Source organism: Bradyrhizobium mercantei (assembly GCF_001982635.1).
Classification (GTDB): Bacteria; Pseudomonadota; Alphaproteobacteria; order Rhizobiales; family Xanthobacteraceae; genus Bradyrhizobium; species Bradyrhizobium mercantei.
In genome coordinates this window covers 112,495-138,454 of record NZ_MKFI01000008.1, presented here as the reverse complement: position 1 = coordinate 138,454, position 25,960 = coordinate 112,495, and the positions used below count along the sequence as shown (strand labels likewise).

Genomic DNA, 25,960 nt, shown 5'->3' with positions numbered 1-25,960 from the left:
CACCTGGACGTTAACGATTGTGAACGCGACAACGGCCCCGGCGGGGTGCCGGAGCCGTTGTCTGAGCCTTGGAGGAGGCTTGGGGAAGTCGGGTTTTCGTTAGCGGACGGCCGAGCCGAGGTCGGCGCGGCGGTCGGTCATCGGCAGCACGATCACCTTGGTGCCGACGCTGACCCGCGAATACAGGTCGGTGACGTCCTCATTGGTGAGGCGCAGGCAGCCGGACGACACGCGGGTGCCGATCGTCTCCGGCGCGTTGGTGCCGTGGATGCGGTAGATGGTGCCGCCGAGATACATGGCGCGGGCGCCGAGCGGGTTGCCGGGGCCGCCGGCCATTTGGCGCGGCAGATAGGGCTGGCGGGCAATCATTTCCGGTGGCGGGGTCCAATCCGGCCACTCCGCCTTCTTGGTGATGGTCTGGGTGCCCGACCAGGTGAAGCCCTCGCGGCCGACGCCGATGCCGTAGCGCATCGCCTGACCATTGCCGAGCACGAGATAAAGATAGGTGTGCGGGGTATCGATGATGATGGTGCCGGGCGCTTCGCGGGTCGGATAGGCGACGACCTGGCGGCGGAGCCGGGCGGGCAGCTCAACGGAGCGGTCTTCCTCCTGCGCCTGCGGCATCGACTGCACCGGGGGCTGCACGGCCTCGGTCGGCGGCGTCAGGATGAAGGGGAACATCGGCAGCGGAGCGGCCGCGGCGGAGTTCGAGAAAGCGACTGATCCAATCGCCAGCGCACCGAAGGCGGCGGCAGCGAGACGTGCGTTCAGCTTGATGGAATTGAACATTGTCGACCCCTGTTGTTTGCGCCCTGCGCGCCAGTTCCGGCGCGTCGTTGGGTCAAACCAGTACAGTTGAGGCGTTTCAGGACGTTTGCACGAAATCGCCAAAATGGTTTCGTGCCGTTAGGGAATTGTTTCGTCGGTGTTTCGTCGCAGGGTTAAGGGGGCGTTGCCGGGCGAGGGGGGCCCTCCCTAAGACATCTTTCCTGGCACGGCGCTTGCTGTCCCAACGCATTGTTTCGAAATGGAGTAGAAATGATGCAGGGTCGCTCGATCGGCAGCATGCTGGATCGGCAGAAGGGCTTTGGTCCGGGGTTCAATTTTCTCCGCATCGCGCTGGCGATTTCCGTCGTCGCCGCCCACGCGCCCTACGTCGCAAGCGGCGGCAGTGGCGGCGAGCAGGCGTGGATCGCCTGGTTTCCGCATTACGCCATTCTCGTGATGTTCTTCGCGTTGAGCGGATTTCTCATCGCGGCGAGCGGACTGCGGCTGAGCCTGAAGGAGTTCCTCACCAATCGCGGCATGCGCATCATTCCGGCGCTCGCGGTCGAGATCGTGCTCTCGGCGCTGATCCTCGGGCCGATCTTCACCGCGCTGCCGCTGTGGGACTACTTCACCAATTCCGGCACCTACAAATATTTCACCAACATCGTAGGCCTGGTGAACTACGTGCTGCCGGGCGTGTTCAGCGGCAACCCCGCGCCGGAGGTCAACAGCTCGCTGTGGACGGTGCCGTTCGAATATGGCTGCTACGCGCTGATGACGGTGTTCATCCTGCTCGGACTGTTGCGCAAACCGGCGCTCATCGTGGTCGGTGCCGTGGTGCTGGTCGGGATCGGCCTTGCGCTGTCATTCACCGGGCACATGGCGCAACCGTCGCAACTGCCGGCAGGTGTTGCCGGCACGCTGCAAGAAAGAATCTTCAGCACGGCGCCGTTCCTCGGACGCGGCGCGAAACTGCCGGTCGCCTTCATGCTCGGCATCGCGATCTTTCTCTATCGCGACCGTATTCCCTATGACGGGCGCGTCCTTGCCGCCTGCTGCGCGCTTTGCGCCGGCGCTGCGCTGCTCGGGCCGGCCGACTGGATGAGCCAGCCGGTGCTCAACGCCGTCGTTGCGCCGGCGCTGGTCTACATCACCGCCTATCTCGGCGTATCGAAGCTGCCGCGGCTGCCGCTGTTCTCGCGCGGCGACTATTCCTACGGCATCTATCTCTACGGATTTCCGGTGCAGCAGGTCGTGCGGGTCTGGCTGCCGCAGGTGCCTGTCATCGTGCAGTTCGCGGTCGCGCTGCTGCTGATCACCCTGTTCGCGGCGTTCTCCTGGCACTGGATCGAGAAGCCGATCCTGAAGCTGCGCAGCCGCTTCTCGTTCGTGGCACGCAAGCGCCTCGCGCCGGACGACACGGTCAGGGTGCCCGACGGGATCACGCCGCTTGCCGTGACGGCGAGCGGCCCGCGCAGCAGGCGATCCTCCTGACGACGCCCTACGCGCGCATCCGCGACAGGCCCGGCCGGTCGCCGGCGATCACGGCGCGGCGGTCGGAGACGGCGTGGTGGAACTGCTCGAGCGTCAGCCCGATCACCGCGAGATCGCCTTCCTCGATCGCGCCGTCGTCGTAGCAATCGAGCGCCTCGCGGAGCAGCGCATCGGCGTCGCCCTGCATCGCCGCGAGCTGTTCCGCCGTCTCGGCGCCGCGCACCCGCGAGATCAGCGTCAGCAGATTGTCGCGATGGGTGATGTAGTGCTCGCGCTCGTCGCGCTTCATGTAGTGGCGCAGCCAGGCGCCCGCCGAGCCGAGCCCGGAGATCAGCAGGATGCCGCCCCAGATGTAGTCGGAGTATTTTTCCAGGAAGGTGCGCTCGGTGCCGTCGATATAGGCGGCGGCGCCCTGATGTGCCGGCAGTGCAGCGTCCTTGTCGGTGTCGGGCTTCTCGATCTTGGCCGCCGCCGGCAGGTCGCGCGCGACCTGGAGCCGCAGCGTGAACAATTGCCGGTCGAGCGCGCCGACGGTCGCGTCGTCGAGCTTGTGTTGCGCGATCACGAGATGATTGACGCCGACGGTTTCGACCTTGTCCTCCGGTCGCGCCGGCGACGACGAGAAGATGCTGCCGGCGATCTCCTCGGACTCGTAGCGCGGATGTTTCTGCGCGATCGCTTCCGAGACGTCGACCGGAAGGAACACCGGCTCGCCGCGCGCGGCCGCCGTCGCCGTGATCGCCTCCGCGGTCACCTTGCTGTCGAGCGGGCCGACGGTCATGTAGGCGTCGAGCGAGGGATCGCGCGCGAGATCGGCAATCTGGTTGACCTTGAACTGGCTGACCGCGACCTTGTCGGGGTTGACGCCGGACTCGGTCAGGATCACGCGCAGCAACGTGACATTGGCCTGGGTGCTGCCGACCACGCCGACCTTGTGCCCGGCGAGATCGTCGATGGTCTTGATCTTGGCGGACCGCCGCTTGCCCTTGGCACCCGACGGCGCCCACAGCACGACGACATTCTTGCGCAGGATCGCAACCGACTCGGCGCTCGCGGGCAGATCGAGGTCGCCGCGCACGACGGCGAGGTCGACCTTGTTGGCGGTGAACAGCGCGATGCTCTCGGCCGAGCCCTGCGTCGGCACCGGCTTCAGCCGCACCGAACTGCCGTCGTGCGCAAAGGTCTGGGCGAAGCCCTGGATCAGCTTGACGTCCTCGCTGCCGGTCGGGCCGACCGCGATCGAGAGCGTCACCGGACGCAGCGCATAGAACAGCGCGCCGGCGGCGAGACCGAACACGAGCATTCCGGTCGCAAGGATCAGCAGCGACGAGTTTCGCCGTCTCAGCCTGCGGCGCGTGGTGCCGGGATTTTCGCTCTGCTCTGACATCTGGTTGTCATCTTACACGAGAAACCGGCGGTTTGCCGTGAAAAACAACCTAACATTTCGATGACGTCATACGTTTGAAACATCCATGTCAGAACGTCATGCGAGCAGAATCAAGATTAACGATTTGGATCTCCTGCAATGCGCATACTCGTTGCGACCGATGCCTGGCATCCGCAAGTCAATGGCGTGGTCCGGACGCTGACGTCGCTTGCGCGCAGCGCCGCGACCCTCGGCGCCGAGATCGAATTCCTCACGCCCGACGGTTTCCGTTCGGTCGGCGTGCCGACCTATCCGGGCCTGCGCATGGCGCTGCCGAACCGCCGCGAGATCGCGCGCCGGATCGAGGAGGCCGCGCCCGAGGCGATCCACATCGCAACCGAAGGACCGATCGGCTGGGCGGTGCGCGGCTATTGCCAGCGCAACAAGCTCGCCTTCACCACGTCCTATACAACGCGCTTCCCGGAATATGTTTCGGTCCGCACCGGCATTCCCGACAGCGTCGGCTATGCGGTGCTGCGCCACTTTCACGCCGCCGGATCGATGACCATGGTCGCGACCGACTCGCTGCGGTCAGAGCTTGCCGAGCGCGGCTTCCGCAGGCTCGGCTTCTGGACCCGCGGCGTCGACACCAAAATCTTCAATCCGGATCAGCCGGCGCTGCTCGATCTGCCGCGGCCGATCTTCATGACGATGGGCCGCGTCGCGGTGGAGAAGAATCTCGACGCCTTCCTGTCGCTGGACCTGCCGGGCTCCAAGGTCGTGGTCGGCGACGGCCCGCAAAGGGCGGCGCTGGAACAGAAATATCCCGACGCGATCTTCCTTGGCGAGAAGAAGGGCCAGGATTTGACCTCGCACCTCGCTGCCGCCGACGTCTTCGTGTTCCCGAGCCTGACCGACACGTTCGGCGTCGTGCAGCTCGAGGCTCTGGCCTGCGGCACGCCGGTCGCGGCGTTCCCGGTGACCGGCCCGAAGGACGTGATCGCGGATCATCCGATCGGCGCGATCGACAACGATCTGCGCAGCGCCTGCCTGCGCGCGCTGAACATGTCGCGCGCCGACTGCCGCAATTTTGCGTTGGAGCGTTCCTGGGAAAACAGTGCGCGTCAGTTCATCGGCAATCTGGCCACGTTGCAGCCGAGCCGCGCGCCGCGGCCCGCCCGTCGCGTCGCCGGCCGCAGTGCGGTTCCAAATTAACAGCTCAATCGAACGAAAGACGAGAGACTCTCTATGGCTGAAATCATCAAGCTGGGCGCCGACCGTTCCATGGACTTCGACCGCGAAACGGTCGAGCAGGCCTATGACCGCTGGGCCCCGATCTACGACCTCGTGTTCGGCGGTGTGTTCAGCAAGGGCCGGCAGGCCGCGATCCAGGCCACCAACAAGATCGGCGGCCGGGTGCTCGAAGTCGGCGTCGGCACCGGCATCTCGCTGCCGCTCTATAGCCAGAACGTGCGCATCTTCGGCACCGACATCTCCGAGGCGATGCTGGAGAAGGCCAAGAAGCGGGTGGCCGAGCAGGGCCTGAAGAATGTCGAGGGCCTCGCGGTGATGGACGCCGAGAAGCTCGAATTCCCCGACAATTCGTTCGACGTGGTGATGGCGCAGTACGTGCTCTCGGCCGTGCCGAACCCGGAAGCCGCCCTCGACGAGTTCGCCCGCGTGGTGCGCCCGGGCGGTGAGCTGATCATCCTGACCCGCGTCAGCGCCGATGCCGGCGTCCGCCGCTTCATCGAGCAGAAGCTGCAGCCGGTGGTGCGCCCGCTCGGGTTCCGGACCGCCGAATTCGCCTGGTCGCGCTACACCAAATGGCTCGCCGGCGCGCGCGGCATGGAGCTCGCTGAGCGCCGCCTGATCCCGCCGCTCGGCCATTTCTCGCTGGTCCGCTTCCGCAAGGCGGACGTTGCCAAGGCCGCCTGAAGCGGCTGCCTGAGGCCGCCCAGGCCTCACACCCCCAGGTGAGGTGGCGCACAGCGCGCCCCGAACCCGGAGGCTACGATCTCCTCCGCCTCATCCCCGCAAATCTCCGGGTGAGGCGAGACCCTTCTCCGGTAAGCGTCAAGGTGTCGCTCCGCATTGTCATATGTCATTATGATGATGTCACACGCGATACATCGAATCCCTGTAGATCCTGTCCCGAAAGATGTTGGGGGAACCAATGATCAAGAACTTTCTGCAAGAGCTGCGTACTCAGCGCTGGGATGACCATCGCTTCTACCATCACAGCCGGATCAACCAGAGCCTGCACTTCGTCAGCGCGCTGAGCTTCCTGTTCGCCTATGTGATGCTGTTCTTCGATCCGGTCGTGTCGGCGCTGGTCGGCTGGCTGGTCTCGATGACCTCGCGCCAGGCCGGTCACTTCTTCTTCGAGCCGAAGGGCTATGACCACGTCAACCAGGCGACCCACGAGCACAAGGAAGATATCAAGGTCGGCTACAATTTGCAGCGCAAGGTCGTGCTGATGGCGATCTGGGCACTGTCGCCGATGGTGCTGTACTTCGATCCGACCCTGTTCGGCCTGTTCAAGCCCTGGGTCACGATGGGTGACTTCACCCGTCAGGTCGCCAAGATCTGGCTCGTGGTCGGCGTCGGCGGTCTCTTGTTCCGCACCATCCACCTGTTCTTCATCCGCGACGTCGAAACCGGCCTCGTCTGGATGACCAAGATCATCACCGACCCCTTCCACGACCTGAAGCTCTATCACAAGGCGCCGCTGTTCCTGATGAAGGGCGAGCTTATCGATCCGGGTCTCGAGAAGCACGTCAAGCACGCCTGATCGTTGCTCCCAGCGTCTTCAAACTGCGTCATGCCCGGGCTTGTCCCGGGCATCTACGTTCTTAGGGCTAGGGCGGATACACTTTTGTTGAGCCACCTCGACCGCATTCCGACTTCACCTCGCCCCGCCTGCGGGGAGAGGCACAGGCCGCCTTTGGCGGCCGTCCGAAGTGACGCCGAAGCGAAGCTTCGGCTACGTTGCATCGCAGATGCGATCCGGGTGAGGGGGACTCTCGGCGAGTCCGTCTGTCAGTGTGATTGTGGAGAGTCCCCCTCTCCCCGCAAGCGGGGCGAGGGGGGGAGAGAGCAGGGCCGGCCGTCAGCGGCCGAACCGCACGGCGACCATCTCTTTCAGGATCTGCCGCTTGATGTTCTTGTTGGTGAGGCCTTCCTTGTGCCACCACCAGCCGTCGCGCTTCATCTTCTCGGCTGCCGCGACGAAGCGGTCGCTGACCTCGGCGAAATCGGCGTCGGTGTAGTTCAGCGTGAAGATCAGCCGGCCGGTGCCGACCCAGCTCAGCGCCAGGCCTTCGGCCCGCAGATAGTATTGCAGCATCCAGTTGTAGCGGGACGGCTCGGTGTAATAGACGGTCCAGATCGACGAGATGTTGCCGACGCGAACCGGAAGTCCCGCGGCGGCGAGCCGGTCGTTGAGCGACTTGGCGCGGCCGTTCCAGGTCTCGTCGAGCCCGTTATAGATCGAGCGGAAGTTCGGGCTGGCAAGCCGGCTCAGGAACTCGTCCATCGCCGTCATCACGTAGGGATGCGAGTTGAAGGTGCCGCGGGCGAAGCAGATGTCGGCCGGACGGTCGTCGCGGAAGCGGCGCATCAGGTCCTTGCGGCCGCACACCACGCCGATCGGAAGCCCGCCGGCAAGGCTCTTGCCGTAGGTCGCCATGTCGGCCTTGACGCCGAAATATTCCTGGGCGCCGCCGGCCGCGAGGCGGAAGCCGACGAACACCTCGTCGAAGATCAGCACGATGCCGCGCTCGGTGCAGACTTCGCGCAGCTTCTTCAGCCATTCGGTGTAGGCGGCGCGGTCGTACTTCGAGGAGCGCGAGGAATCGACCAGCGCGGAATCGCCGGGCGCATTGGAATTCGGATGCAGCGCCTGCAGCGGATTGACCAGCACGCAGGCGATGTCCTTGCGGGTGCGCAGCACGTGCAGCGTCTTCTCCGACATGTCGGCGAGCGTGTAGGTCTCGTGCGGCGATACCGGATTGCCGACGCCGGGCTGCACCTCGCCCCACCAGCCGTGATAGCTGCCGGCGAAACGCACGAGATGCGTCCGCTTGGTGTGGTAGCGCGCGAGCCGCACCGCCTGCATCACGGCTTCGGTGCCGGACATGTGGAACGAGACCTCGTCGAGGCCGGAGAGCTCGCAGAGCCGCTTCACATTGTCGGCAATGATCGGGTGGTAGGGGCCGAGCACGGGGCCGAGCGCATGCGCGCGCTTCTCACCCTCGGCGATGCACTCCTTGTAGAAGTCGTTGCCGAAGATGTTGACACCGTAGGAGCCCGTCAGGTCGTAGGCCACATTGCCGTCGACATCGGTGACGGTGACGCCGCTCGAGGCCTGCACGAAGGACGAGGTGCCGAGATGCTCGCGCACCAGGCGGCTGTACTGGAACGGCACGCGGTAGGTTTCGGTGAACTGCAGGTCGGAGATGCGCTCCGTCACCTCGGCGGTGAGGGCGCGGCCCTTGGGGTAGCGATCCGCGTAGAGGCCGGCGAGGCGGAAGAAGCCGTCCTGCCGCTGCATCGCGATGTCCTTCGGCGCTCCGTCGGAGCAGAAGAACTCGTCGATGTCGAATTCGTAGCGCGGGACCATGCGCGCGACCATCTTGGACATCTTGGAATGTCCGGTCAGCGAGCGGTGCTTGGCACGCGACAGCGCGATGCGGGCCTGAATTTTGGGGAAAGCTGCGGCGGCGCCGGCAAGGGCGGCGGCGGACAGCGAGAGAATCGGAAGGGATGTTTCCATGACAGAAGCGCTAGCCTCAGCACCTAACAGATTCATGACAATCAAGGGCCTGATCTCGGCATTCACCCAGCAGGAAGACCTCAATTTCCTGCTAACCAACCGGATTCCGCGGGCGGCGCTGACCCGCTTCATGGGCCGGTTCTCCAAGGTCGAGAATCCGCTGGTGCGCGACGCCTCGATCGCCTGCTGGAAGCTGTTCTCCGACCTCGATCTGTCGGAAGCGAAGAAGACCGAGTTCAAGAGCCTGCACGACTGCTTTACCCGCGAGCTCAAGCCCGGCCTGCGCCCGGCGGCGGCCGATCCCGCCATCATCGCCAGCCCATCGGACGCCATCATCGGCGCGCATGGCCGGATCGAGGACGGGCAATTGTTCCAGGTCAAGGGCGCGCCGTATTCGCTGCTCGATCTGGTCGGCGATCCCGCGCTGGTGGAGCAGCACCGGAACGGCCACTTCGTCACGCTGCGGCTGACCTCGAGCATGTATCACCGCTTCCACGCGCCCTATGACCTTGCGATCGACAAGGTCACGTTCATCCACGGCGACGTCTGGAACGTCAATCCGATCGCGCTGAAGCGGATCGAGCGGCTGTTCTGCAAGAACGAGCGCGCGGTATTGCGCGCAAAACTGCCGACCGGCGAGGCGCTGACGCTGGTTCCGGTCGCCGCCATCCTGGTCGCCAGCCTGCGCCTGCATTTCCTCGACGTCACACTGAATGCGCAGTCGCGCGGTCCGGTGGACTTCCCATGTGACGCGCGTGTGAAGAAGGGCGATGAGCTCGGCTGGTTCGAGCACGGTTCGACCATCATCGTGCTCGCGCCCGGCAATTTCGAGTTCTGCGACAATGTCGCTGAGGGAACGCGGATCAAATGCGGCGAGCCGCTGTTGCGAAAGCCTTCATAGCGCTGTCGAGCAAAGCGGGCATCGGTTCGCGTGAAGAAAGCGCGTCAAAATATAAGCTTTGAGCGTGCTTTTTTCTTTGTGTGTCATTGTTTGAGCACGATGTGCCCGCAAAACCGGTTTCCACTTTTCCAGATCATGCTTTAGAATGACTGCGATCGTCGTGCGACGATCCTAAATCGCAAACCTTTGGGACACGAGATGGCGCGGACGCCTGTTCTGGCGGCGGGAGGCATTGTGCTGCGGCGGGAGACACCGCCGCGCTTTGCCGTCGTGCGCCTGCGCAAGCGCAATGAGTGGGTATTGCCGAAGGGCAAGCTCGACGACGGCGAGACGGCGCGCGCCGCGGCCGAGCGCGAGGTGCTGGAGGAAACCGGCCACGACGTCGACGTGCATGAGTTCCTGGGCACGCTGGTCTATGATTCAGGCGGGCGCTCGAAGGTGGTGCATTACTGGCGCATGGATGCCGGCGGCAAGCCGGTGCGCGAGTTGATGAGTGACATCAGGGAAGTCGACTGGCTGCCGCTCGACGCCGCGCTCGAGCGGCTGTCGCGCGGCTATGAGCGTGCGTTCCTGGAGAATGTCGGCCCGATCGCGTTGCAGGCCGCGGCGAATGCCGAGCGCGAGCGGCGCGCGCGTCTGCGGGCTGCGGCCGCCGAGCGCCGCCGCGCGCGCCTGGCTGTTGAAGAGCCCGTCGTTGACACGCCTGCGATCGCTGAAGTGCCGGTTGACGCCGAGGTGCCGGTGGTCGCTGAGGCGCCCGTGGTCGCTGAGGCGCCCGTGGTCGCTGAGGCGCCCGTGGTCGCTGAGGCGCCGGTGGTCGCTGAGGCGCCCGTGGTTGCCGACGCACCCGTGGTCGCTGAAGCGCCCGTGGTCGCTGAAGCGCCCGTGGACGCCGAGGCCGAGACGCCGATCGTCGTTGACGCATCGGCGCCTGTTGCGGGGCCGGTCATGGCGGAGCCATCGGATATCGCGGCGACGCACGCGGATGCCGAGCCGGATCAGCCGGCCATGGTGCCGGAGCATGAAGCTGCGGATGCCGGCGAAGTGGTCGAGACCAAGCATGCCGTGGCGGCTTCGGAATCCGAAGCGCCGCATTCATCCGCGCGCGAGATCGAACCCGTTGTCACGGCCGTCCAGCCGATCCCGCGCAAGAACCTGATCGAGCGCGTGCGCGATTGGCTGCGCCGCGCAGCGTGATCAGCGGCACACGACCTGACGTCGCTCGGCCCGAGGCGTGGCTTGCTGCGAAGCGTCGATGTCGTGGCGCAAGGCAGTGCAATCGGCAACGAGCTTGGGCGAACCCAATTCACCCGCCACGAGCTGCGCCGCATGAACTTCGGCCGTGGCGCCGCGAACGTCGCCATGCTCGAGCTGAAGACTGGCAATCTGCAGCCTCAGCCTTACGATCTGGACCCGTCCGTCGATGCTGGACCACAGCTGGCGGGCGAGATGGAGATGCCGCATGGTCGCTTCGTGATCCTGCCGGGACAGGGCCAGGATCGCCTGCGCCTCGTTGGTGAGCGCGCGGATCGAGGGCACTGGCCAGCGATCCGGACTTCCCGAAAGTTCGCAGATCAATGCCTTTGCCTTGGCGGCCCGTCGCGTGTGGGCCGCAACCAGCGCCAGATGCGCAAGCAGGATTCCCCGCCGTTGCAGTGTCCACCAGGTCTTGCCGATCAAACTGCGTTCGAGGCTTGCATAGGCGGCTTCCGCTTCGCCTCTTGCGAGCAACAGCATGGCGCGGCCTGGCTCCGGGCACCAGCCCAGCGTGTAGGCCCTGTCGTAGGCTTCAAACGCTGCGTCGTCATGGCCGATCGCAGCCAGGATATCGCCCAGCACCCGGTTGGCATCGCCCATCGACCATGGCGCATCGCTCGTCAGGCGCGCGAGCGCGTCCTGAATGCGAGCCAGCGCCTCGTCGAGCGAGCCCCTGATGCCGAGCACCTCGGAGCGATGCAGCTGACACGAACCCGTCAATTCCATGCCGCTGCTCGAACAGAAATTCTGGTAGCTGCGCGTCCACTGGTCGGCCCGCGCCCAATCTCCGAACATCCGCGCTGCCCAGAGAATGTTGCAGTAGAGGCTACCGCCCGTGATCGGGTCCAGATTGTTGCTGGACAGTGCGACCGCGGCGGCGTGGTCCTGATCGGCCAGTCCGCCGTGCGTGTCGCCGAGGCATAGCCGATAGAAGCCGCGATAGGCCAGGCTCAGCGCTTCGATGTTGAGCGCATCCTTGTATTTGACGGCGGTGTAGGCCGCGTCGGCCAATGCGAGCGCCTGTTCCGGCTCGCCATCGAACGCAGCCAGTTTCGACTTCATCCACAACAGCAGGGCGGTCGTCGGAGGATCGTCGAGCCGTGAGGCCCAATCTTCCGCGCGCGCGAGCCAGCCCTTTCCGATCGCGGCCTGACCGGTCTCGAAATGCAGGCCCGAGAGCGCGATCGCGTCGACCGCAGCCCCGGCCGCATCGCCGGTTTCGCTGCGCGCAGCGACCGCGCGGACCAGTATCGGAATGGCGGCCGTGGCCCGGCCGAGGCATTGCAGGGCAAGTGCCCAATTGTGCAGATCTTCGGCGTTCAGCTTGCCGTCGTCATTGGCGCTCTCGAACAGGGTTGCCGCCTGCAGCCATAATTGCGCGGCCGCCGCGCGGCGGGCGAGACCGATGGTGCCGTCGGATTGCTTTTGGACAATACGTTCCGGCTGCCTGTTCTCGGAATCGACGAAGAAGCGATATCCCTTGCCCGGCAGGTTTCGGATCGCGCCGTCCATGTCGCCCTGGCGGAGCGCGGCGCGCAACGAGCTCACCGCCCGCTGCAGCGAGTTGTCGGTGACCGTGACGTCGGGCCACACGGCTTCGAGGAGTTCGTCCTTGGAGATGACGCGGTCGCGGTGTCGAACAAGGTAGACCAGCAAATCGAACACGCGCGGCTGCAATGGGATCTCTTGGCGCGCGCACAGCAGCACGCGTCCAGCTTCATCAAGCTCGAACAGTCCAAATGAGAATGCCATGTGTATAGGTCCGGGGCCGCCGGAAAAGGTTCAGGCAAAGATCAGACAATGATCAGCCCGCGGTAAGGACAGTTGGCGTTGACGACGTCTATAGCTGACCATGGCCGCGATCATCGCAGCCTGCTGTTCAACTGTCGCACCTCAGGAGATTTCGATGGAACTCTATGTCATTCGCCGTCCAAGCGCTTGGGCGAACATGGGCGAACTGGAACTCGCCGGCGCAACGTCCGCCAGGATCGGCGACGAGCAGATGCCGGACCGGGTCCGCTGGATCCGCAGCTATGTGGTGCATGAGGCGGATGGTCGCATTGGCACGTTCTGCATATACGAAGCGCGTGACGGTGACGCGATCCGCGAGCATGCGCGCTGCGTCGGCATGCCGGGCGAGGAATTCTACAAGGTCGCGACAACCGTGGTGGTGCGTGGTGATCCCGTCGAACCGCCCATTGCAGCCGAATGACGCCCAGCGAGGCGTCGCATGGCGCAATCACGGTCAAGTGAATCACGGCCAAGTGATTTTTCCGGTGCGCCATCACTACTCGATCAAGGAAACGATTATGCCGATTTCATTCATGGAGTCTGTTTCAGGTCCGGCGCGAAGGCATTTTTCCTTTCTGCTTTTGCGCTTCCGTCGAATCGTCAATCGATCGGTGGCGGGCATGCTCGCACACCGCGAGCGGCAAGCCATCAGCTTGCTGCCGCGTGAGCCCGGCGGCCGGCAGTCGAAGGCCGCCGGCATCCGCTGGTCTCGACCGATCATTCGAACCGCCGTCCTCGGGCTGATGATCGCGGGTCTGTCCTCACCCGTGTTCACGCGGGCGGAGGAGCCTGTCGTTCGAGAGCATCGTGCAGCTCTGACGCAGCACGCCGCCGCGCCTCAGCGCAGCAGTCACGGCTGCAGGCATCGCTCGGATTGGAGCATTGTTACCGCAGCTCATATCCCGGTCCTTCTCGACCGTCGCACCTAGCGCGCAGCACATTTGAGGTCATTGCATTGCACGACGCGCGTTAGCGCAACTTGCAGATATTCGGCGACGGCTGTGGCCTCGCACGACACTTTCAAAGGAGAAGCACATGAACGTTCAGACCGAAATGCCGACCGTGGACCTCGCCGCCGTCAAGGCGCGACAGCAAGCCACCTGGAGTTCGGGCGACTATGCGATCGTCGGCACCACGCTTCAGATCGTCGGCGAAATGCTCTGCGAGGCCGTCGACTTGCGCAGCAATCAGATGGTGCTCGACGTCGCCGCCGGCAACGGCAACGCGACACTGGCCGCGGCGCGGCGCTTTGCCGACGTGATCTCGACCGATTACGTCGCGTCGTTGCTCGAGCGTGGCCGCGAGCGGGCGGCCGCCGAGCGTCTCGCCGTCACGTTCCAGGAAGCGGACGCGGAGAAGCTGCCGTTTGCCGACGCGAGCTTCGACGTCGTTCTGTCGACATTCGGTGTCATGTTCACTGCCGACCAGCAGCAGGCCGCGAATGAACTGCGCCGGGTCTGCCGCATCGGCGGCAAGATCGGCCTTGCGAGCTGGACGCCGGAAGGATTCATCGGCCAGCTGTTCAAGACCATCGGGAAATATGTGCCGCCGGCGCCGGGCGTGAAATCTCCCGCGCTGTGGGGCACCGAGGCGCATCTCGGCGCCCTGTTCGGCCCGCAGGTGACGGTTGATGCCAAGCGTAGGCACTTCAGTTTCCGCTACAGGTCGCGTGAGCATTTCCTCGAGGTCTTTCGCACCTATTACGGTCCGGTGCTGAAGGCCTTCGGGGCGATCGATGCGGTCAAGCAGCAATTGCTCGCGACCGACATGTTCGGCCTGATGGACAAGTTCAATGTCGCCAAAGACGGCACGCTGGTCATCCCAAGCGAATATCTGGAGGCTGTGATCACCAGGCAGCACTGATCTGCCGCTCGCTCATCGTCGATCTGGGCGTGGCGCCGGCGTTCTCGCCGGCGCCACATTCGTTGGTTTGATCGCAGAAGTTGGTGCGATCGCTCAGTTGTGACGCTTGTCCTTGGGCTGCGGCCTCGCCACGCGCGGCGGTGCTGCGCGCCGTTGCTGGAAGCCGGGTCGCGCCTGCACTGCGGGTCGTTGCATGCCGGGGCGGACGCCCGGTGCCGCCTGCTGAATGCCGGGTCGCACCTGGCCGGGTGCCTGCGGCACCGGCTGAGCCGTGCCTTGTCGCGGCACATCCGGCTGTCCCGGTTGAGTTGCCGGCTGTCCTGGCTGACGCACGCCGCCCGGCGGCTGTGTGCGTCCGGGCTGCAGGCCGCCTTGACGCGCAGCCGGTTGCTGTCCGCCGGGCTGCGTCGTGCCGCCCTGACGTCCGGGCTGTTGTCCCGCGGGCTGCTGTCCGGCCGGCGTCTGGACGCCGGGCGCGTGCGGCAGCGTCGCGCCGCCGGGTTGGCCGGGCAGCGCATGCTGTGCGCCGCCTTGCTGCTGCGTACCCGGCTGCTGCGCGCCTGGCTGTTGTGCACCTTGCCGGCCGGGCGTGCCCGGTCGCTGCGGCTGGCCGGGACGGTTCGGCTGGCCGGGCTGCTGCAACTGGCCCGGACGGTTCTGCTGACCCGGTTGCTGCGGCGCGTTGCGGTTCTGGCCCGGCAGGCCGTTCTGCCGCTGCGGGTTCGGCTGCACCGGCTGGCCGCGGTTCGGATAGGGCGCCGCCGGATTGGCGCGGCGGAAATCGGGATTGGCGCGACGGAAGTCGCGCTGCTCGGTCACGACCTGACGGCCCAGCGTCTGCGCGGAATGCACCGCGCGCACGAAACCCTGGTCGCGCGTGATCTGCTGCGGCGAGATCGTCAGCGGCACCGCGGCGAAGCGGGCGCCGCCGGTGCCGGGGCGAATCGCAAAGCCGCTCGCGCCGCGCGTCAGCACGCCGAGCGAGGCACCACTGCGGTCGTTGACCTCGATGCGGCCGACATGCCCGTCGGCGTCGGGATAGAGCTTGATGCCGACATTGTTGCTGGTCGCATTCGCGCCCTCAGGCACTTCGACCAAGCCGGTGGTGCCGCGAATGCCCAGCGTTGCGGTCGGCGTCGAGATCTTCATGTCGCCGGTCTTGGCCACCGCAGCGGCGACGAAGGCCGCCGTTCCCTTGGCGACGTTGAACAGCGCGCTGTTCTGCGCGCCGCCGTCTTCGTAGACGTAGTTGTCGATCGTGATCCTGGCGTTGGCGCGCAGGTTGAAGGTGGTGGCGTCGTTGAAGGTGATGCCGAGCGAGGAGGTCGCCGATGTCGCGACGTCGTCATTGGCAAAGATGTCGTCGCGGATCTGCAGCGGCGTCGTGGTGTTGTTGCGCGTGACGGTCGCGGTTCCGGTCAATGTTGCGACGTTGCCGATCGGCTCGGGCGCCGCGGGCTGCGCACTCGCGGCCGGCGCTGCAGGTGTTGCAGGAGCAGGTGTGGCAGGAGCAGGCGTTGCCGGTGTCGCACTCGGCGCCGGGGCGGGTGAGGGCGCCTGCGCAGGCTGCGCTTGCGCGAGTTGCGTCAGCTCCGGCGCCGCATTGGCTGCTGGTTGCCAACCCATGGTGACGCCAGCTCCAAGCAGGAGCGCAAAGAGAAAGGTGCGGCGCATCACCATCGATTCCCGGGAGGCATTGGGGACCGGCAATTGAGCCGCGTCAGGCTGAATGCCGAATGAACGGACCCGCCTTGTTGTCATGGCGGACCGAAACGATCAAGCACCGCGCTCCGTTGCCGGAAGCGCGGTGCCTGGTCGCCGTTGGGGTTTTGGTTAGCCGCGCTTGTGGGGAGTGATGTTGAGTGGCTTCGCAGGCTTGGCTGCGGGTGAATAGCTCGCGGGCTGCGCGGTGGCGGCGGGCGGCACGTAGTGGAACACTGCCTTGCAACCGTCGCTGAGCAGCGCGCGCTGGCGGACCATGCAGGCGGTGACGCGATCGACGTCGGGAATTTCCGAGCTGCACAGCCGCATCGCGTCGCCGGTGCACATCTGCTGCTGCTCGTCGGTGTAGGCATGGGACGCCGAGGTCAAGAGACCAAGCGTGAATGCGGTTGCCGCCAGCAGTTTGCCGTGACGCAGCGCGGAAGCGGTGAAAGCCATGATGTCCCCCTTGTGATCGCGCCGAAGCAGCGCGTTGCCGGACGCATCACTAGGGGAGCTTGGTTTCGCCAATTCTTCGTCCGCACGGCAAAATGGTTTCGTCGCGCGCCGGTTTGTTTCGTCAACCACAGGCGGCCGGCCCACCCTGACGCCTACGGCGTCGCCGTCGCTGGCGCCGCCTCGAGGGCGAGCACGGCCTCGCGCTGGGCCTCGGGCATCGCGCGGATGCGGCGCCGGGCGGTGAGGCGCATCGCGGCAAAGCCCCCGACGAACACCACGATCTTGCTCACGATGCCGTAGATCGGCATCACGACGGCCCATGTCGTGATCTCGCAGGTCAGCGCGACGAAGGCGTTCACCGCGGCGGAGACGAACATCAGGGCTGCCCAGGCGTAGCCGACCATGATCGCGACATCGGGCACGACGTTCTGCGCGATCTCGGGCAGATAGCGGTTCAGCCAGCCGGGCTTCAGCATCACGACGCCGACGATGGCGTAGATCACGCTCGGCTTGAACAGCACGAAGCGCGGGTCGTGGGTCAAGAGCGTCGCGGTACCGGCGGCGAGGACCAGGAACAGGCTCAGCCATTCCATGGTGTCGATCCGCCTGCCGCGCACGATCTGGATGCCGATCTGCACGACCCCGAAGGCGATGCCGAGGCCGACCGCGAGCGCGGTGTTGTGCGTCAGCAGGAACAGGACAAGAAAGACCAGGGTCGATGCCAGGTCGAGGGCCAGCAGCCTTGCCGCGGTGAGGAAATGCTTCATCCTTGATTGAGCTCCGCTTTCGTTTGCTGCCGCATGACGATCAAGAGAACGTGCCGGGATACAGCGCGGGCGCGGTCTGTTTGATCAGCGGCAGGATCAGGACTGGCTGTGCGTTGAACAGGAAATGGGTGAGCCACGCCGGCGTGAGCGAGTTGTATCGCAGGCGGATCGCGAACAAGATCGCGCCGAGCCCGACCATCACGATGCCCCAGACGAGACCGAGCGGGAGGATGTGATTGGCTCCAAACAGCAGGCTGCCTGTCAGCCAGATCGTCGGATCGCCGAAGCCCGCGCGACGAAGCCAGACGACCAGCAGCCCGCGATAGAGGATCTCCTCGCATAGCGGAGAGGTGATCATAAACAGCAGGACGTAGACTGCGGTTGCATGCGCGGTGTGGAAGTCGATCCGCGCTTGCCCTGGGCCGCCGCCACCGGTGATATGCGACAACCAGTGTGTCGCAACAGGTGCGCCATACATCGCGATCACGAACCCCAAAAGGCTCGCGGCGAGGGCAGGCCAGGTCAGCCCGCGAAAGATGAAGACGTCGCGGCGCAATCCCCGGCGCGACGACCAGAACCACGCCGCCGCGACACTGATCCAGCTGCCGGCGACGTAGAACGCCATCCCGGGCAACTGGAACTCGGCGCGTGACGGCATGTCGACGGGCAGGCCATTGACGATCTGCCAGCCTGCGATCGCGAAGCCGACTGCCGTGGTCAGGATGAACGCCAATCCGACGGGCGCCAGGACGATGGCGAGAGCGAGAATTCCCTCGCGCCAGCCGGCTGTTGCCGCGCCGACTTGAAAAGCGCGGGATTCGATCGTCGCGGTCGCGTGGTCGGGCGTGATCCTGCTCATCTGCGATGTCCGGAAAAACGGCGTCGTGACCCCAGCAAACCCGATTCAGCGGCCGCAGGCCTATCGATTTCCGAAATCGAGGAGCGAAATGTCAGCTTGAACGGGCGATTTCCACGTCCTCAGCCGCATTTTGCCCGGCAATCGCCTGCCGGCGAAACTCGCTCGGCGTCAGCCCGGTGTCGGCCTTGAAGGCGCGGTTGAACGGCGCCAACGATTGAAACCCGGCGTCGAGGGCGATCGTGAGCACCGGCACCTCGGCCTGATCGGGATCGCCGAGCGCAGCCTTGGCCTCGTCGAGCCGGTAGCGGTTGACGAAGGCATTGAAGTTGCGGTGGCCGAGCCCGTCATTGATCAGCGTGCGCAACCGGTATTCCGGAATGCCGAGCCTGGCCGCGAGCAGGCCGATCGTCAGCCCTTCCTCCCGATAGGCCCGCTCGGTCGTCATCAGATGCTTGAGGCGATGCAGCGACGCACGGTCCGGAGCCGAAAGGTCGGCCGGCGCCGGCTCAGCGGCGACTCGGCCGGCCTGGCCGCCGGCGTCCGGCCCCGCCACGGCCGGCTGGCTCTCGGGCGGATCGAACAGCATCATCCAGATTGACAGCAGCCCGAATGCACCAAGGGCGAGCGCGCCGCTGAGGCCGATGGCTCGGGCCGGAATTGCGGCGAGCCCCGCCACGGCGGCGAGCATCATCTGGACGCCGATGCCGATCACCAGTGCGGTCAGGATCCGGCCGCGCGCCGTTGTCACCGCGACACGCCATCCCCTGGAAATTTGGCTGATCCCGAGCACGGCGAAGGCGATCGTCGCTAGCCCCAGCATGCGGCCGCAGGTCCGGGCGACATCGGGCCAGATCATCCAGCCGTTGTAGCTCACGAGGCCGAGGCCGGCGAGAAGCGTCCAGGCCGCCGCATGCCAGGGCCGCACGGCAAAGCGCTCGTTGAATATGGCGCCCGCCCACAGCCAGAAAATCACCGGCGAGCCCATTGCGAAGGCGACGAAGGGAGAGCTCCAGCCGAATGATGATGCGGGAAAGAACGGTGCGGTCGAGATCGCGTAGGCTGCGCCCGCGACACCCATGGCGGCGCCGAGATACGCGGCGCGATGCACCGCCGTGTAGCGCAGCAGCAGCACCGCGCAAACCACCAGGAACAGGGCGACCACCGCGCCGCGGAGACCGAGTTCAAGAGCCGTCATCGCCATCGCAAGCCGTCCGCAGGTTCAGATCAACCCTGCGACGCTTATAGCGCGTCCGGCGATCCGCATGAAGCGATCGTCGGACCATGAACCAGTTGTCTTGTCACGCCCGGCCTTGTGCCGGGCATCCACGTCTCTGTTTCAATTCAGCAGGAAAGACGTGGATGGCCGGGACAGGCCCGGCCATGACCGAAGTGATGGACGCCCTTAGCTGACCCGTTTCCAGGTCTGGCCGCCGCAGAACATCCCGCCGAAGGCGCAGCCCTGCACGCGCATCGCATTCGGGCCCTTCATCGCGATCGTCGAGTCGTAGTTGCGGCCGGAGTCGGGATCATGGATGCGGCCGCTCCATTTGCTGCCGTCGGGCTTCATGTTGATCAGGATGCGCTCGTTGGTCTTCTCGGAATAGCCGCAGAGATTGGCGCCGCAGGCTTCGACGCGGACATTGCCCTTGTTCTCCTCGGTGGCCCAGACGCCGATCGGTCCGGTCGGCGTGGCGGTCGGCGCGGCGGCCATTGGGGCGGCCTGCGGCTGCGGCGCAGGCGGTGCGGCGACCGGAGCCGGTGCAGCGGGCGCGGCGTCAACAGGCGCAGGGGCCGTGGTGGCAACAGTTGCCGGCGGGGCAGGGGGCGGAGGCGGTGCCGGGACCGCGGCGGCGATCGGTGCGGCCGGCTGCGGCGCCGTGGCCTGAACCGGCGCGGGCGCCGGCGGTGGCGCGGGGGGCGGCGAGTTCGCGGGAGCAACATAGTCATCATCGTCGGACTTCGAGCCGAGATTCTTGCTGATGCCGCCGATCGTGCCGTTATAGCCCGGCGCCGAGATGCGGATGCAGGACAGCGCGCTGCAATTGCGCGGCGCCTCGACATGGATGCGCTGGCCGTCGATCTGGAAGGTGATGCCGGTGCCGCCGGCATGCGCCGATGTGGTGGCCATCAGCAGCGCGGCGATCGCAACGAGCTTCTTCATCTGGGTCTCCGTGGGCGTTGGGCGGGGTTGCATCGATTGGTCCGGACGCTATGCGGCCTCGGGGGCGGATTCTGTGATGCACATCACGCTGGCCGATGCGGCCGAACGGCCCGCCACGGTGACCGAGATCACTGCGCCGTGAGCTCCACACCCTTAAGCCTCACCGGATGTCCTGGAGGCTTCCATGAAGCGCTGCTGCCTGCTCGTTGCGCTGCTGCTGTTCACGCCGTTCGCGCATGCCGGCGAGGGCGGCATCTCGTTTTCGATCGGTGGCCACCGCGTGCATCTCGAGTCCACGCGGTGCCGCACGCTGTCCTGTGTCTCGGTGTCCGATCGATCCAGGCGCGATGACGGCGGTGATAATGGCCGCACGTTGAAGCCGGTGCCTGCGCCGGTGACGACGGCGGCGATATCAGCTGCTCCGGCCGCAAGCACGCCGCCCGCGCCGCCGATTGCATCTCCCGCGCCGCCGCCGGTCATTGTGTACAAGCCCGCTCCGGCCGCGCCGCCGGCCGCCGCACCACAACCCTCCGTACCCCCGCCGCCGCGCGTCATGACGGTGCCGCCGGCGCCGGTCGTCGCCGCTCCGCCGCCGCCTGCGCGTCCTGCTCCGCCGGCGGTGCCCGTCTCGCGCGAGACCGACGAACCGGACGATGGTCCGATCGGCGATTGGCAGACCGAGTCCGGCAGCCTGGTGCGCGTTCGTCTCTGCGGCAACGCATTCTGCGGCTATGCGCTCGACAAGACCACGCGCGATCTCGGCGAGGCGGTGTTGATCAACATGAAGCCAAACAAGGACGCGCGCTGGAGCGGCAGCGTCTATCGCCAGGACAGCGGCAGCGTCCGTTACGGCACGATCGAATTGAAGGGCGCGGACAGGATGCGTGTCGAAACCTGCGTGTTCGGTCGCGTCTATTGCGCCGGCGTCGACTGGATCCGCGTCTCGCACTCACGGGCGCGCGTGATCACGCAAGGGCAGCTCCAGCGCGAGCCGCGCTCCTGAAGGCGCGGATGTCCAATTTGTAACCGAACGGCGTCGAACCAGGCGCCCCGTCGCGCGCGACCGATAGAGGTCAACGCTCTCTTTTCAAGCGATGGAGGCCGACATGAAACGCCTGAGCCTGGTCGCGCTGCTGCTCGCCGGCAGCGTCGCCGCCGCCCATGCCGACAACGATATCTACACCAACATGCTGAAGCAGCGGCGCGGCGACGACGCGCTGCATGCCGACGCGGCGTTCTGCGATGCGCAGTTCGGTGCGCCGCAGAACGGCACGCCGACCTCGCGGCGATACAAGAGCTGCATGCGCGCCCGCGGCTGGCGCTTCAGCCACACCATCCGCGAGCCGCGCCGTCGCGACGACGGCTATCCCGATCCCGATAATCCCGGTCTCGTCTGCCACGATTTCACGATCGGCGGCGTCACCGGCTCGAGTTGTTCGAATTTTTGAGATGCGCAATTGCATCTACGTCATTGCGAGCGAAGCGAAGCAATCCATCGCGCCGCATATGCGGATATGTGGATTGCTTCGTCACTGACGTTCCTCGCAATGACGTGGATGGAGCGGCGACCAACCAACAAAGCGCCCGGCGGGGGCGGCCGCCGGGCGCTGAACTCATTGCCTGTCGAATGGTCTAGAACACGCCGAGAATGATGGCGCCGACAAAGGCGAACGCGATGTACGCGGCCACAATGCTCAGCTTGCTCAGCAGAGGACTCGCGAAATCCATTGGGAAACTCCCTCGGTTCACAACGCTGCCCGCATTAACGCCAAAGCTAGCAAGTGGTTCCCGGCCGAAAAAGTCAGTCGTGCTGTCGGGCTCGATGTTCCCGGGCGATGCGGCATTGCGATGCGCGGCTCAAACAGACGGCAAATCAAGGCGTTGAAACGACCGCAAATATATTCCGCGGCGCCGCCGGTTCCGGACGCCGCATAACAATACCTTGCAATAGTCCGCCAGGTTGCTCTCGCGTCGTGCTGCACGCATCGCGTGGCTGTGTCGTTGCGCCGCAAGGCCGCGCGGTGATTTGTTGCAAGCCTGTTACAAACCACACCCAGATTGCCGCCCGCAATGACCGGGGCTCACCCCCGGTAATAAGTACTTGGGGGCGTTACGTGAAATCTGAGTTTCTAAGCCGCGCAAGCCGGCTTGCGCTGGCTATTTCTGCGACTTCTTTGGGGTTTTCCGGTTCGGCACTTGCAGCAAGTTTCAGCACGCCGCCGAACAGCACGACGGCGCAGAGCGTCTCCAATAATGACACCGGCTCCGTTGCCGCGGGCAGCAGCCTGTCGGTGACCGGCACGGCGATCAGCTGGGTGACCGGCCTTGCATCGCCCGGCGTGGTCATCACCAACAACGGCACCATCTCGGCGACGTCGCGCGGCATCGATACGTCCGGCAGCGCGATAAGCGGCAATCTCACGCTGATCAACAATGCGGGTGCGGTGTTCACCTCGGCCAATGATGCGTTCCGGATCAATGGCGGGCTGGCGAGCGGCTCGGTCACGGTCGACAACGCCGGCACGATCCAGGCGACCGGCAGCGGCCGGGTGTTCGATTTCGTCAATGCGACCTCGAACAGCACCGTGTTCTCGATCACCAACCGGAGCGGCGGCACCATCAAGTCATCGGGCAGCGACGTGATGCGGATCGGCGGCGGCACCACCACGATCACCAATTCCGGCCTGATCGACGCGACGACGACGGCAGGCTCCCGCGCGATCCGCGCCACCACCAACCTCAACAACGTGATCGCGCTGTCGATCGTCAACAATGCCGGCGCGACGATCCAGTCGGCGGACGACGCCATCCAGATCAACGGCTCGGGCTCGACCAACACCACCACGGCCGGCAAATTCTCGGTCGACAATGCCGGCACGATCAAATCGGCGACCGGCCAGGCGATCGACTTCGACAATCTCACCTCGACGGCTGCGAGCGTTCACATCACCAACCGCGCCACCGGCCTGATCACGACGGCCAACGCCGATGCGATCCGTCCCGGCGAGAACTTCACGATCGACAATTACGGCCAGATCATCGCCAATGGCACGATCGACCCGGTAACCGGCCGGCCGAGCGCCGACGCCATTGATCTCCAGGGCGGCCACAACGGCACCGTCAACAATTATGCCGGGGGACTGATCTCGGGCGCGAAGAACGGCACCGCGGGCGATGCCGGCACCATCACCGTCAACAACTACGCCGGCGCGACCATTATCGGCCGCAACGGTGCGGGCGTCGGCGGCGGCAACGCCATCGTCACCAATTACGGCACCATCACCGGTGCGATCGACGGCGTCTCGACGCGCAGCGACGGCATCGATGTCGACTTCGTGCTGACGCTGACCAACTACGGCGTCGTCCAGGGCACTGGCGCCACCGGCGCCGACGACGGCGGACGCTTCAACAACAGCGAAGGCCTTGCGATCGGCGGCGGTACCATCCGCAACTATGGCACGATCAGCGGCGCCGCGGCCGGCATCGTCGTCAGCAACGATTCCAATCCGGACAATTCGCGCAGCGGATCGGCGGCGCTCGACCTCGTCAATTATGCCGGCGCCACCATCGTCGGCAACAACAGCTATGCGATCCGCTCCGAGAACAAGACCGGCACCGCCGCCGACAACGACAGGATCGTCAACTACGGCACCATCATCGGCAACGGCACGATCCCCGATCCGAACGGCGTCACGCTGCTGCAGAACGGCACGCCGGATCCCGGCTCGGTCGGCACGCTCAACGGCGTGACCTACACCGGCACCGGCGCGACCCGCTTCATCCGCGGCGACGGCGCGGCGATCCAGACCGGCGAGGGCGCCGACGTGCTGTCGAACTACGGCACCATCATCGGCAATTCCGGCCGCGCCGTCAGCATGGAAGGCGGCGACGACACGCTCAACCTCTATGGCGGCTCGTCGATCACCGGGCGGATCGACGGCGGCGTCGGCACCGACACGATCAATCTGTTCGGTCCGGGCACGGGCACGCTCTCGAATGTGATCAATTTCGAGGCGCTCAACGTGCAGGGCGGCGTCTGGACCGTGACCGACGCGCAGAGCTACCAGAACGGCGCCACCGTCGGCTCCGGCGCAACGCTGCTGGTCAACGGGGCGCTAAGCAATGCCGTGACCGTCAATGCCGGAGGCACGCTCGGCGGCAACGGCAGCGTCGGCAATGTCCTGATCAATGGCGGCACGCTGTCGCCGGGCAATTCGATCGGCACGCTGACGGTGCAGGGCAGCCTGACCTTCACCGCTGCGTCGAGCTATCTGGTCGAAGTGTCGGCCACGGCGTCCGATCGCACCAATGTCACGGGCGCGGCCACGCTCGGCGGCGCCACCGTCAATGCGTCCTTCACCGGCAACACGTTCCAGAAGCAGTACACGATCCTCAATGCAGCCGGCGGCGTCAGCGGCAGCTTTGCCGGTCCGGTCAACAGCAATTTGCCGTCGAACTTCACATCGAGCCTGAGCTACGACGCCAGTAACGTCTATCTCAATCTCGCGCTGAATTTCGCCGGCAGCTCCGGGCTCAACGGCAACCAGGCCGCGGTCGGCAATGCGATTGCCAATGCCTTCAACAGCGCCGGCAGCATAGGTGCGGCGTTCGGTGCGCTGACGCCGGCCGGGCTGACGCAGGCCTCGGGCGAGCTCGGCGCCGGCTCGCAGCAGACCACGTTCGATGCGATGAACATGTTCCTCGGCGTCATGACCGATCCCTTCATGGAAGGCCGCGGCGGCATGGCTGCCACCGGCGGTGCAGCGCAATTCGCGGGCGACGCCATGAGCTACGCATCGACCGGCATGTCGCGTGCCAAGGATGCGCGCGATGCCTATGCCGGGATTTATCGCAAAGCGCCGCCGCAGCAGACATTCGAGCAGCGCTGGAGCGTCTGGGCGGCCGGCTTCGGCGGCGGGCAGAGCACCGATGGCAGCGTGATCGCTGGAACGAATTCGACCACCAGCCGCATCTTCGGCGTGGCCGTCGGCGCCGACTACCGGATCTCGCCCGACACGATCGCGGGCTTCGCGCTCGCCGGCGGCGGCACCAATTTCACCGTCGCCAATGCGCTCGGCGGCGGACGTTCCGACCTGTTCCAGGCCGGTGCGTTCGTTCGTCATGGTTTCGGTCCGGCCTATCTGTCGGGTGCGCTCGCCTATGGCTGGCAGGACATCACCACCGATCGCACCGTGACGATTGCCGGCATCGACCGGCTGCGCGCGCAGTTCAATGCCAATGCGGTGTCGGGGCGCATCGAAGGCGGCTATCGCGTCGTCACGCCGCGGCAACTCGCGCTGACGCCTTACGCAGCCGGACAGTTCACGACCTACGATCTGCCTTCCTATGCCGAGCAGGTGCTGTCGGGCTCGGGCGCCTTCGCGTTGGCCTATGGTGCCAAGACCGTCACCGCGACACGCAGCGAGCTCGGCGTGCGCAGCGACCGGTCGATCGCGTTGCAGGATGGCATTCTCAGTCTGCGCGGCCGCCTTGCCTGGGCGCACGACTTCAATACCGATCGCGGCGTCGCCGCGACATTCCAGACGCTGCCCGGCGCGTCGTTTGTCGTCAACGGCGCGGCGCCTGCGAGCGATGCGGTGCTGACCACGGCAACCGCTGCGATGAACTGGACCAGCGGCTGGTCGGCGGCGCTCACTTTCGAAGGCGAGTTCTCCGACGTCACGTCGTCCTACGGCGGCAAGGGCGTCGTTCGCTACACGTGGTGATGAAAACAAAATCCCGGCAGCGTGCGATGCTCTGCCGGGTTCCAACGCATGGTTAAAAACGCCTGAAATC

Annotated in this window: 23 protein-coding genes; 12 read left to right on the top strand and 11 right to left on the bottom strand. The window is 65.6% G+C overall.

Annotated features, from left to right (window positions below; all coding sequences use genetic code 11):
* Positions 1-99: 99 nt before the first annotated feature.
* Positions 100-789 (bottom strand): L,D-transpeptidase, encoded by a 690-nt coding sequence (locus tag BI327_RS33480; RefSeq protein WP_076865640.1) that lies wholly within the window; start codon positions 787-789, stop codon positions 100-102.
* 249 nt (positions 790-1,038) lie between these two features.
* On the opposite strand from BI327_RS33480, the gene BI327_RS33475 reads away from it, so the two are divergent.
* Positions 1,039-2,262 carry an acyltransferase family protein gene (locus BI327_RS33475; RefSeq protein WP_076865639.1) on the top strand — a complete coding sequence of 408 codons (1,224 nt, stop codon included), beginning with the start codon at positions 1,039-1,041 and terminating at the stop codon, positions 2,260-2,262.
* Positions 2,263-2,269: 7 nt separating this feature from the next.
* Here the strand turns inward: BI327_RS33475 and BI327_RS33470 are convergent, their stop codons facing one another.
* Positions 2,270-3,649: a TAXI family TRAP transporter solute-binding subunit gene (locus BI327_RS33470; protein ID WP_076865638.1), complete on the bottom strand. Its 1,380-nt coding sequence runs from the start codon at positions 3,647-3,649 to the stop codon at positions 2,270-2,272.
* 138 nt (positions 3,650-3,787) lie between these two features.
* On the opposite strand from BI327_RS33470, the gene BI327_RS33465 reads away from it, so the two are divergent.
* The 3 genes from BI327_RS33465 (at position 3,788) to BI327_RS33455 (ending at position 6,422) form a co-directional block, all read left to right on the top strand.
* Positions 3,788-4,843: a glycosyltransferase family 4 protein gene (locus tag BI327_RS33465; RefSeq protein WP_076865637.1), complete on the top strand. Its 1,056-nt coding sequence runs from the start codon at positions 3,788-3,790 to the stop codon at positions 4,841-4,843.
* Between the two features lie 33 nt (positions 4,844-4,876).
* Positions 4,877-5,566 (top strand): class I SAM-dependent methyltransferase, encoded by a 690-nt coding sequence (locus BI327_RS33460; RefSeq protein ID WP_038383049.1) that lies wholly within the window; start codon positions 4,877-4,879, stop codon positions 5,564-5,566.
* A 238-nt stretch (positions 5,567-5,804) separates the two neighbouring features.
* Positions 5,805-6,422, top strand: a complete 618-nt coding sequence (locus BI327_RS33455; protein ID WP_076865636.1) for a hypothetical protein — start codon at positions 5,805-5,807, stop codon at positions 6,420-6,422.
* Between the two features lie 318 nt (positions 6,423-6,740).
* Here BI327_RS33455 and BI327_RS33450 read toward each other — a convergent pair whose 3' ends face one another.
* Positions 6,741-8,405 (bottom strand): aminotransferase class III-fold pyridoxal phosphate-dependent enzyme, encoded by a 1,665-nt coding sequence (locus BI327_RS33450; protein ID WP_076865635.1) that lies wholly within the window; start codon positions 8,403-8,405, stop codon positions 6,741-6,743.
* A gap of 34 nt (positions 8,406-8,439) precedes the next feature.
* On the opposite strand from BI327_RS33450, the gene asd reads away from it, so the two are divergent.
* Entirely contained in the window at positions 8,440-9,306 is an 867-nt protein-coding gene (asd, locus tag BI327_RS33445; RefSeq protein WP_076865634.1) for an archaetidylserine decarboxylase, read from the top strand.
* 198 nt (positions 9,307-9,504) lie between these two features.
* A complete protein-coding gene (locus tag BI327_RS43800; RefSeq protein WP_076865633.1) occupies positions 9,505-10,503 on the top strand; it encodes an NUDIX hydrolase in 999 nt (332 codons plus the stop codon).
* Here the strand turns inward: BI327_RS43800 and BI327_RS33435 are convergent, their stop codons facing one another.
* Positions 10,504-12,315, bottom strand: a complete 1,812-nt coding sequence (locus tag BI327_RS33435) for a winged helix-turn-helix domain-containing protein (RefSeq protein WP_076865632.1) — start codon at positions 12,313-12,315, stop codon at positions 10,504-10,506. It lies immediately after the preceding gene.
* A gap of 154 nt (positions 12,316-12,469) precedes the next feature.
* Between BI327_RS33435 and BI327_RS33430 the strand changes: the two genes are divergently transcribed.
* From BI327_RS33430 to BI327_RS33420, 3 genes are all read left to right on the top strand, one after another.
* Positions 12,470-12,775 (top strand): nickel-binding protein, encoded by a 306-nt coding sequence (locus BI327_RS33430; RefSeq protein ID WP_076865631.1) that lies wholly within the window; start codon positions 12,470-12,472, stop codon positions 12,773-12,775.
* Entirely contained in the window at positions 12,762-13,283 is a 522-nt protein-coding gene (locus BI327_RS41990; RefSeq protein ID WP_143271734.1) for a hypothetical protein, read from the top strand. The genes BI327_RS33430 and BI327_RS41990 overlap by 14 nt, the downstream gene beginning before the upstream one ends.
* 106 nt (positions 13,284-13,389) lie before the next feature.
* Entirely contained in the window at positions 13,390-14,217 is an 828-nt protein-coding gene (locus BI327_RS33420; RefSeq protein ID WP_076865629.1) for a class I SAM-dependent methyltransferase, read from the top strand.
* Positions 14,218-14,310: 93 nt separating this feature from the next.
* Here BI327_RS33420 and BI327_RS33415 read toward each other — a convergent pair whose 3' ends face one another.
* The 6 genes from BI327_RS33415 to BI327_RS33390 all read right to left on the bottom strand — a co-directional run bounded on the left by BI327_RS33415 (position 14,311) and on the right by BI327_RS33390 (position 20,164).
* Positions 14,311-15,897, bottom strand: a complete 1,587-nt coding sequence (locus BI327_RS33415) for a FecR domain-containing protein (RefSeq protein WP_076865628.1) — start codon at positions 15,895-15,897, stop codon at positions 14,311-14,313.
* 153 nt (positions 15,898-16,050) lie between these two features.
* Positions 16,051-16,377: a hypothetical protein gene (locus tag BI327_RS33410; protein ID WP_245335006.1), complete on the bottom strand. Its 327-nt coding sequence runs from the start codon at positions 16,375-16,377 to the stop codon at positions 16,051-16,053.
* Between the two features lie 152 nt (positions 16,378-16,529).
* Positions 16,530-17,144 (bottom strand): inner membrane-spanning protein YciB, encoded by a 615-nt coding sequence (locus BI327_RS33405; protein WP_076865626.1) that lies wholly within the window; start codon positions 17,142-17,144, stop codon positions 16,530-16,532.
* A 40-nt stretch (positions 17,145-17,184) separates the two neighbouring features.
* The gene (locus BI327_RS33400; RefSeq protein ID WP_076865625.1) at positions 17,185-18,003 is read right to left on the bottom strand and encodes a CPBP family intramembrane glutamic endopeptidase; all 819 of its coding nucleotides are present in this window, start codon (positions 18,001-18,003) and stop codon (positions 17,185-17,187) included.
* 91 nt (positions 18,004-18,094) lie between these two features.
* Positions 18,095-19,198 (bottom strand): AraC family transcriptional regulator, encoded by a 1,104-nt coding sequence (locus BI327_RS33395; protein ID WP_159450504.1) that lies wholly within the window; start codon positions 19,196-19,198, stop codon positions 18,095-18,097.
* 207 nt (positions 19,199-19,405) lie between these two features.
* Positions 19,406-20,164 (bottom strand): DUF2147 domain-containing protein, encoded by a 759-nt coding sequence (locus BI327_RS33390; protein WP_076865623.1) that lies wholly within the window; start codon positions 20,162-20,164, stop codon positions 19,406-19,408.
* Between the two features lie 184 nt (positions 20,165-20,348).
* On the opposite strand from BI327_RS33390, the gene BI327_RS33385 reads away from it, so the two are divergent.
* Positions 20,349-21,167, top strand: coding sequence for a DUF2147 domain-containing protein (locus BI327_RS33385; protein WP_076865622.1), 819 nt, complete (start codon positions 20,349-20,351; stop codon positions 21,165-21,167).
* Positions 21,168-21,270: 103 nt separating this feature from the next.
* On the top strand, positions 21,271-21,612 hold the full coding sequence (locus BI327_RS33380; RefSeq protein WP_143271733.1) for a hypothetical protein: 342 nt from the start codon (positions 21,271-21,273) through the stop codon (positions 21,610-21,612).
* Positions 21,613-22,274: 662 nt separating this feature from the next.
* Here BI327_RS33380 and BI327_RS42480 read toward each other — a convergent pair.
* Positions 22,275-22,466 (bottom strand): hypothetical protein, encoded by a 192-nt coding sequence (locus BI327_RS42480; RefSeq protein ID WP_210191242.1) that lies wholly within the window; start codon positions 22,464-22,466, stop codon positions 22,275-22,277.
* On the opposite strand from BI327_RS42480, the gene BI327_RS33370 reads away from it, so the two are divergent.
* Positions 22,456-25,890, top strand: a complete 3,435-nt coding sequence (locus BI327_RS33370; protein WP_210191241.1) for an autotransporter domain-containing protein — start codon at positions 22,456-22,458, stop codon at positions 25,888-25,890. The two genes, BI327_RS42480 and BI327_RS33370, sit on opposite strands and share 11 nt — an antisense overlap.
* Positions 25,891-25,960: the final 70 nt, after the last annotated feature.

Bases quoted from the DNA above. Each gene is read 5' to 3' on its own strand.
- BI327_RS33480 (WP_076865640.1), bottom strand. From the start codon at position 789: ATGTTCAATTCCATCAAGCTGAACGCACGTCTCGCTGCCGCCGCCTTC.
- BI327_RS33475 (WP_076865639.1), top strand. From the start codon at position 1,039: ATGATGCAGGGTCGCTCGATCGGCAGCATGCTGGATCGGCAGAAGGGC.
- BI327_RS33470 (WP_076865638.1), bottom strand. From the start codon at position 3,649: ATGTCAGAGCAGAGCGAAAATCCCGGCACCACGCGCCGCAGGCTGAGA.
- BI327_RS33465 (WP_076865637.1), top strand. From the start codon at position 3,788: ATGCGCATACTCGTTGCGACCGATGCCTGGCATCCGCAAGTCAATGGC.
- BI327_RS33460 (WP_038383049.1), top strand. From the start codon at position 4,877: ATGGCTGAAATCATCAAGCTGGGCGCCGACCGTTCCATGGACTTCGAC.
- BI327_RS33455 (WP_076865636.1), top strand. From the start codon at position 5,805: ATGATCAAGAACTTTCTGCAAGAGCTGCGTACTCAGCGCTGGGATGAC.
- BI327_RS33450 (WP_076865635.1), bottom strand. From the start codon at position 8,405: ATGGAAACATCCCTTCCGATTCTCTCGCTGTCCGCCGCCGCCCTTGCC.
- asd (WP_076865634.1), top strand. From the start codon at position 8,440: ATGACAATCAAGGGCCTGATCTCGGCATTCACCCAGCAGGAAGACCTC.
- BI327_RS43800 (WP_076865633.1), top strand. From the start codon at position 9,505: ATGGCGCGGACGCCTGTTCTGGCGGCGGGAGGCATTGTGCTGCGGCGG.
- BI327_RS33435 (WP_076865632.1), bottom strand. From the start codon at position 12,315: ATGGCATTCTCATTTGGACTGTTCGAGCTTGATGAAGCTGGACGCGTG.
- BI327_RS33430 (WP_076865631.1), top strand. From the start codon at position 12,470: ATGGAACTCTATGTCATTCGCCGTCCAAGCGCTTGGGCGAACATGGGC.
- BI327_RS33420 (WP_076865629.1), top strand. From the start codon at position 13,390: ATGAACGTTCAGACCGAAATGCCGACCGTGGACCTCGCCGCCGTCAAG.
- BI327_RS33415 (WP_076865628.1), bottom strand. From the start codon at position 15,897: ATGGTGATGCGCCGCACCTTTCTCTTTGCGCTCCTGCTTGGAGCTGGC.
- BI327_RS33410 (WP_245335006.1), bottom strand. From the start codon at position 16,377: ATGGCTTTCACCGCTTCCGCGCTGCGTCACGGCAAACTGCTGGCGGCA.
- BI327_RS33405 (WP_076865626.1), bottom strand. From the start codon at position 17,144: ATGAAGCATTTCCTCACCGCGGCAAGGCTGCTGGCCCTCGACCTGGCA.
- BI327_RS33400 (WP_076865625.1), bottom strand. From the start codon at position 18,003: ATGAGCAGGATCACGCCCGACCACGCGACCGCGACGATCGAATCCCGC.
- BI327_RS33395 (WP_159450504.1), bottom strand. From the start codon at position 19,198: ATGACGGCTCTTGAACTCGGTCTCCGCGGCGCGGTGGTCGCCCTGTTC.
- BI327_RS33390 (WP_076865623.1), bottom strand. From the start codon at position 20,164: ATGAAGAAGCTCGTTGCGATCGCCGCGCTGCTGATGGCCACCACATCG.
- BI327_RS33385 (WP_076865622.1), top strand. From the start codon at position 20,349: ATGAAGCGCTGCTGCCTGCTCGTTGCGCTGCTGCTGTTCACGCCGTTC.
- BI327_RS33380 (WP_143271733.1), top strand. From the start codon at position 21,271: ATGAAACGCCTGAGCCTGGTCGCGCTGCTGCTCGCCGGCAGCGTCGCC.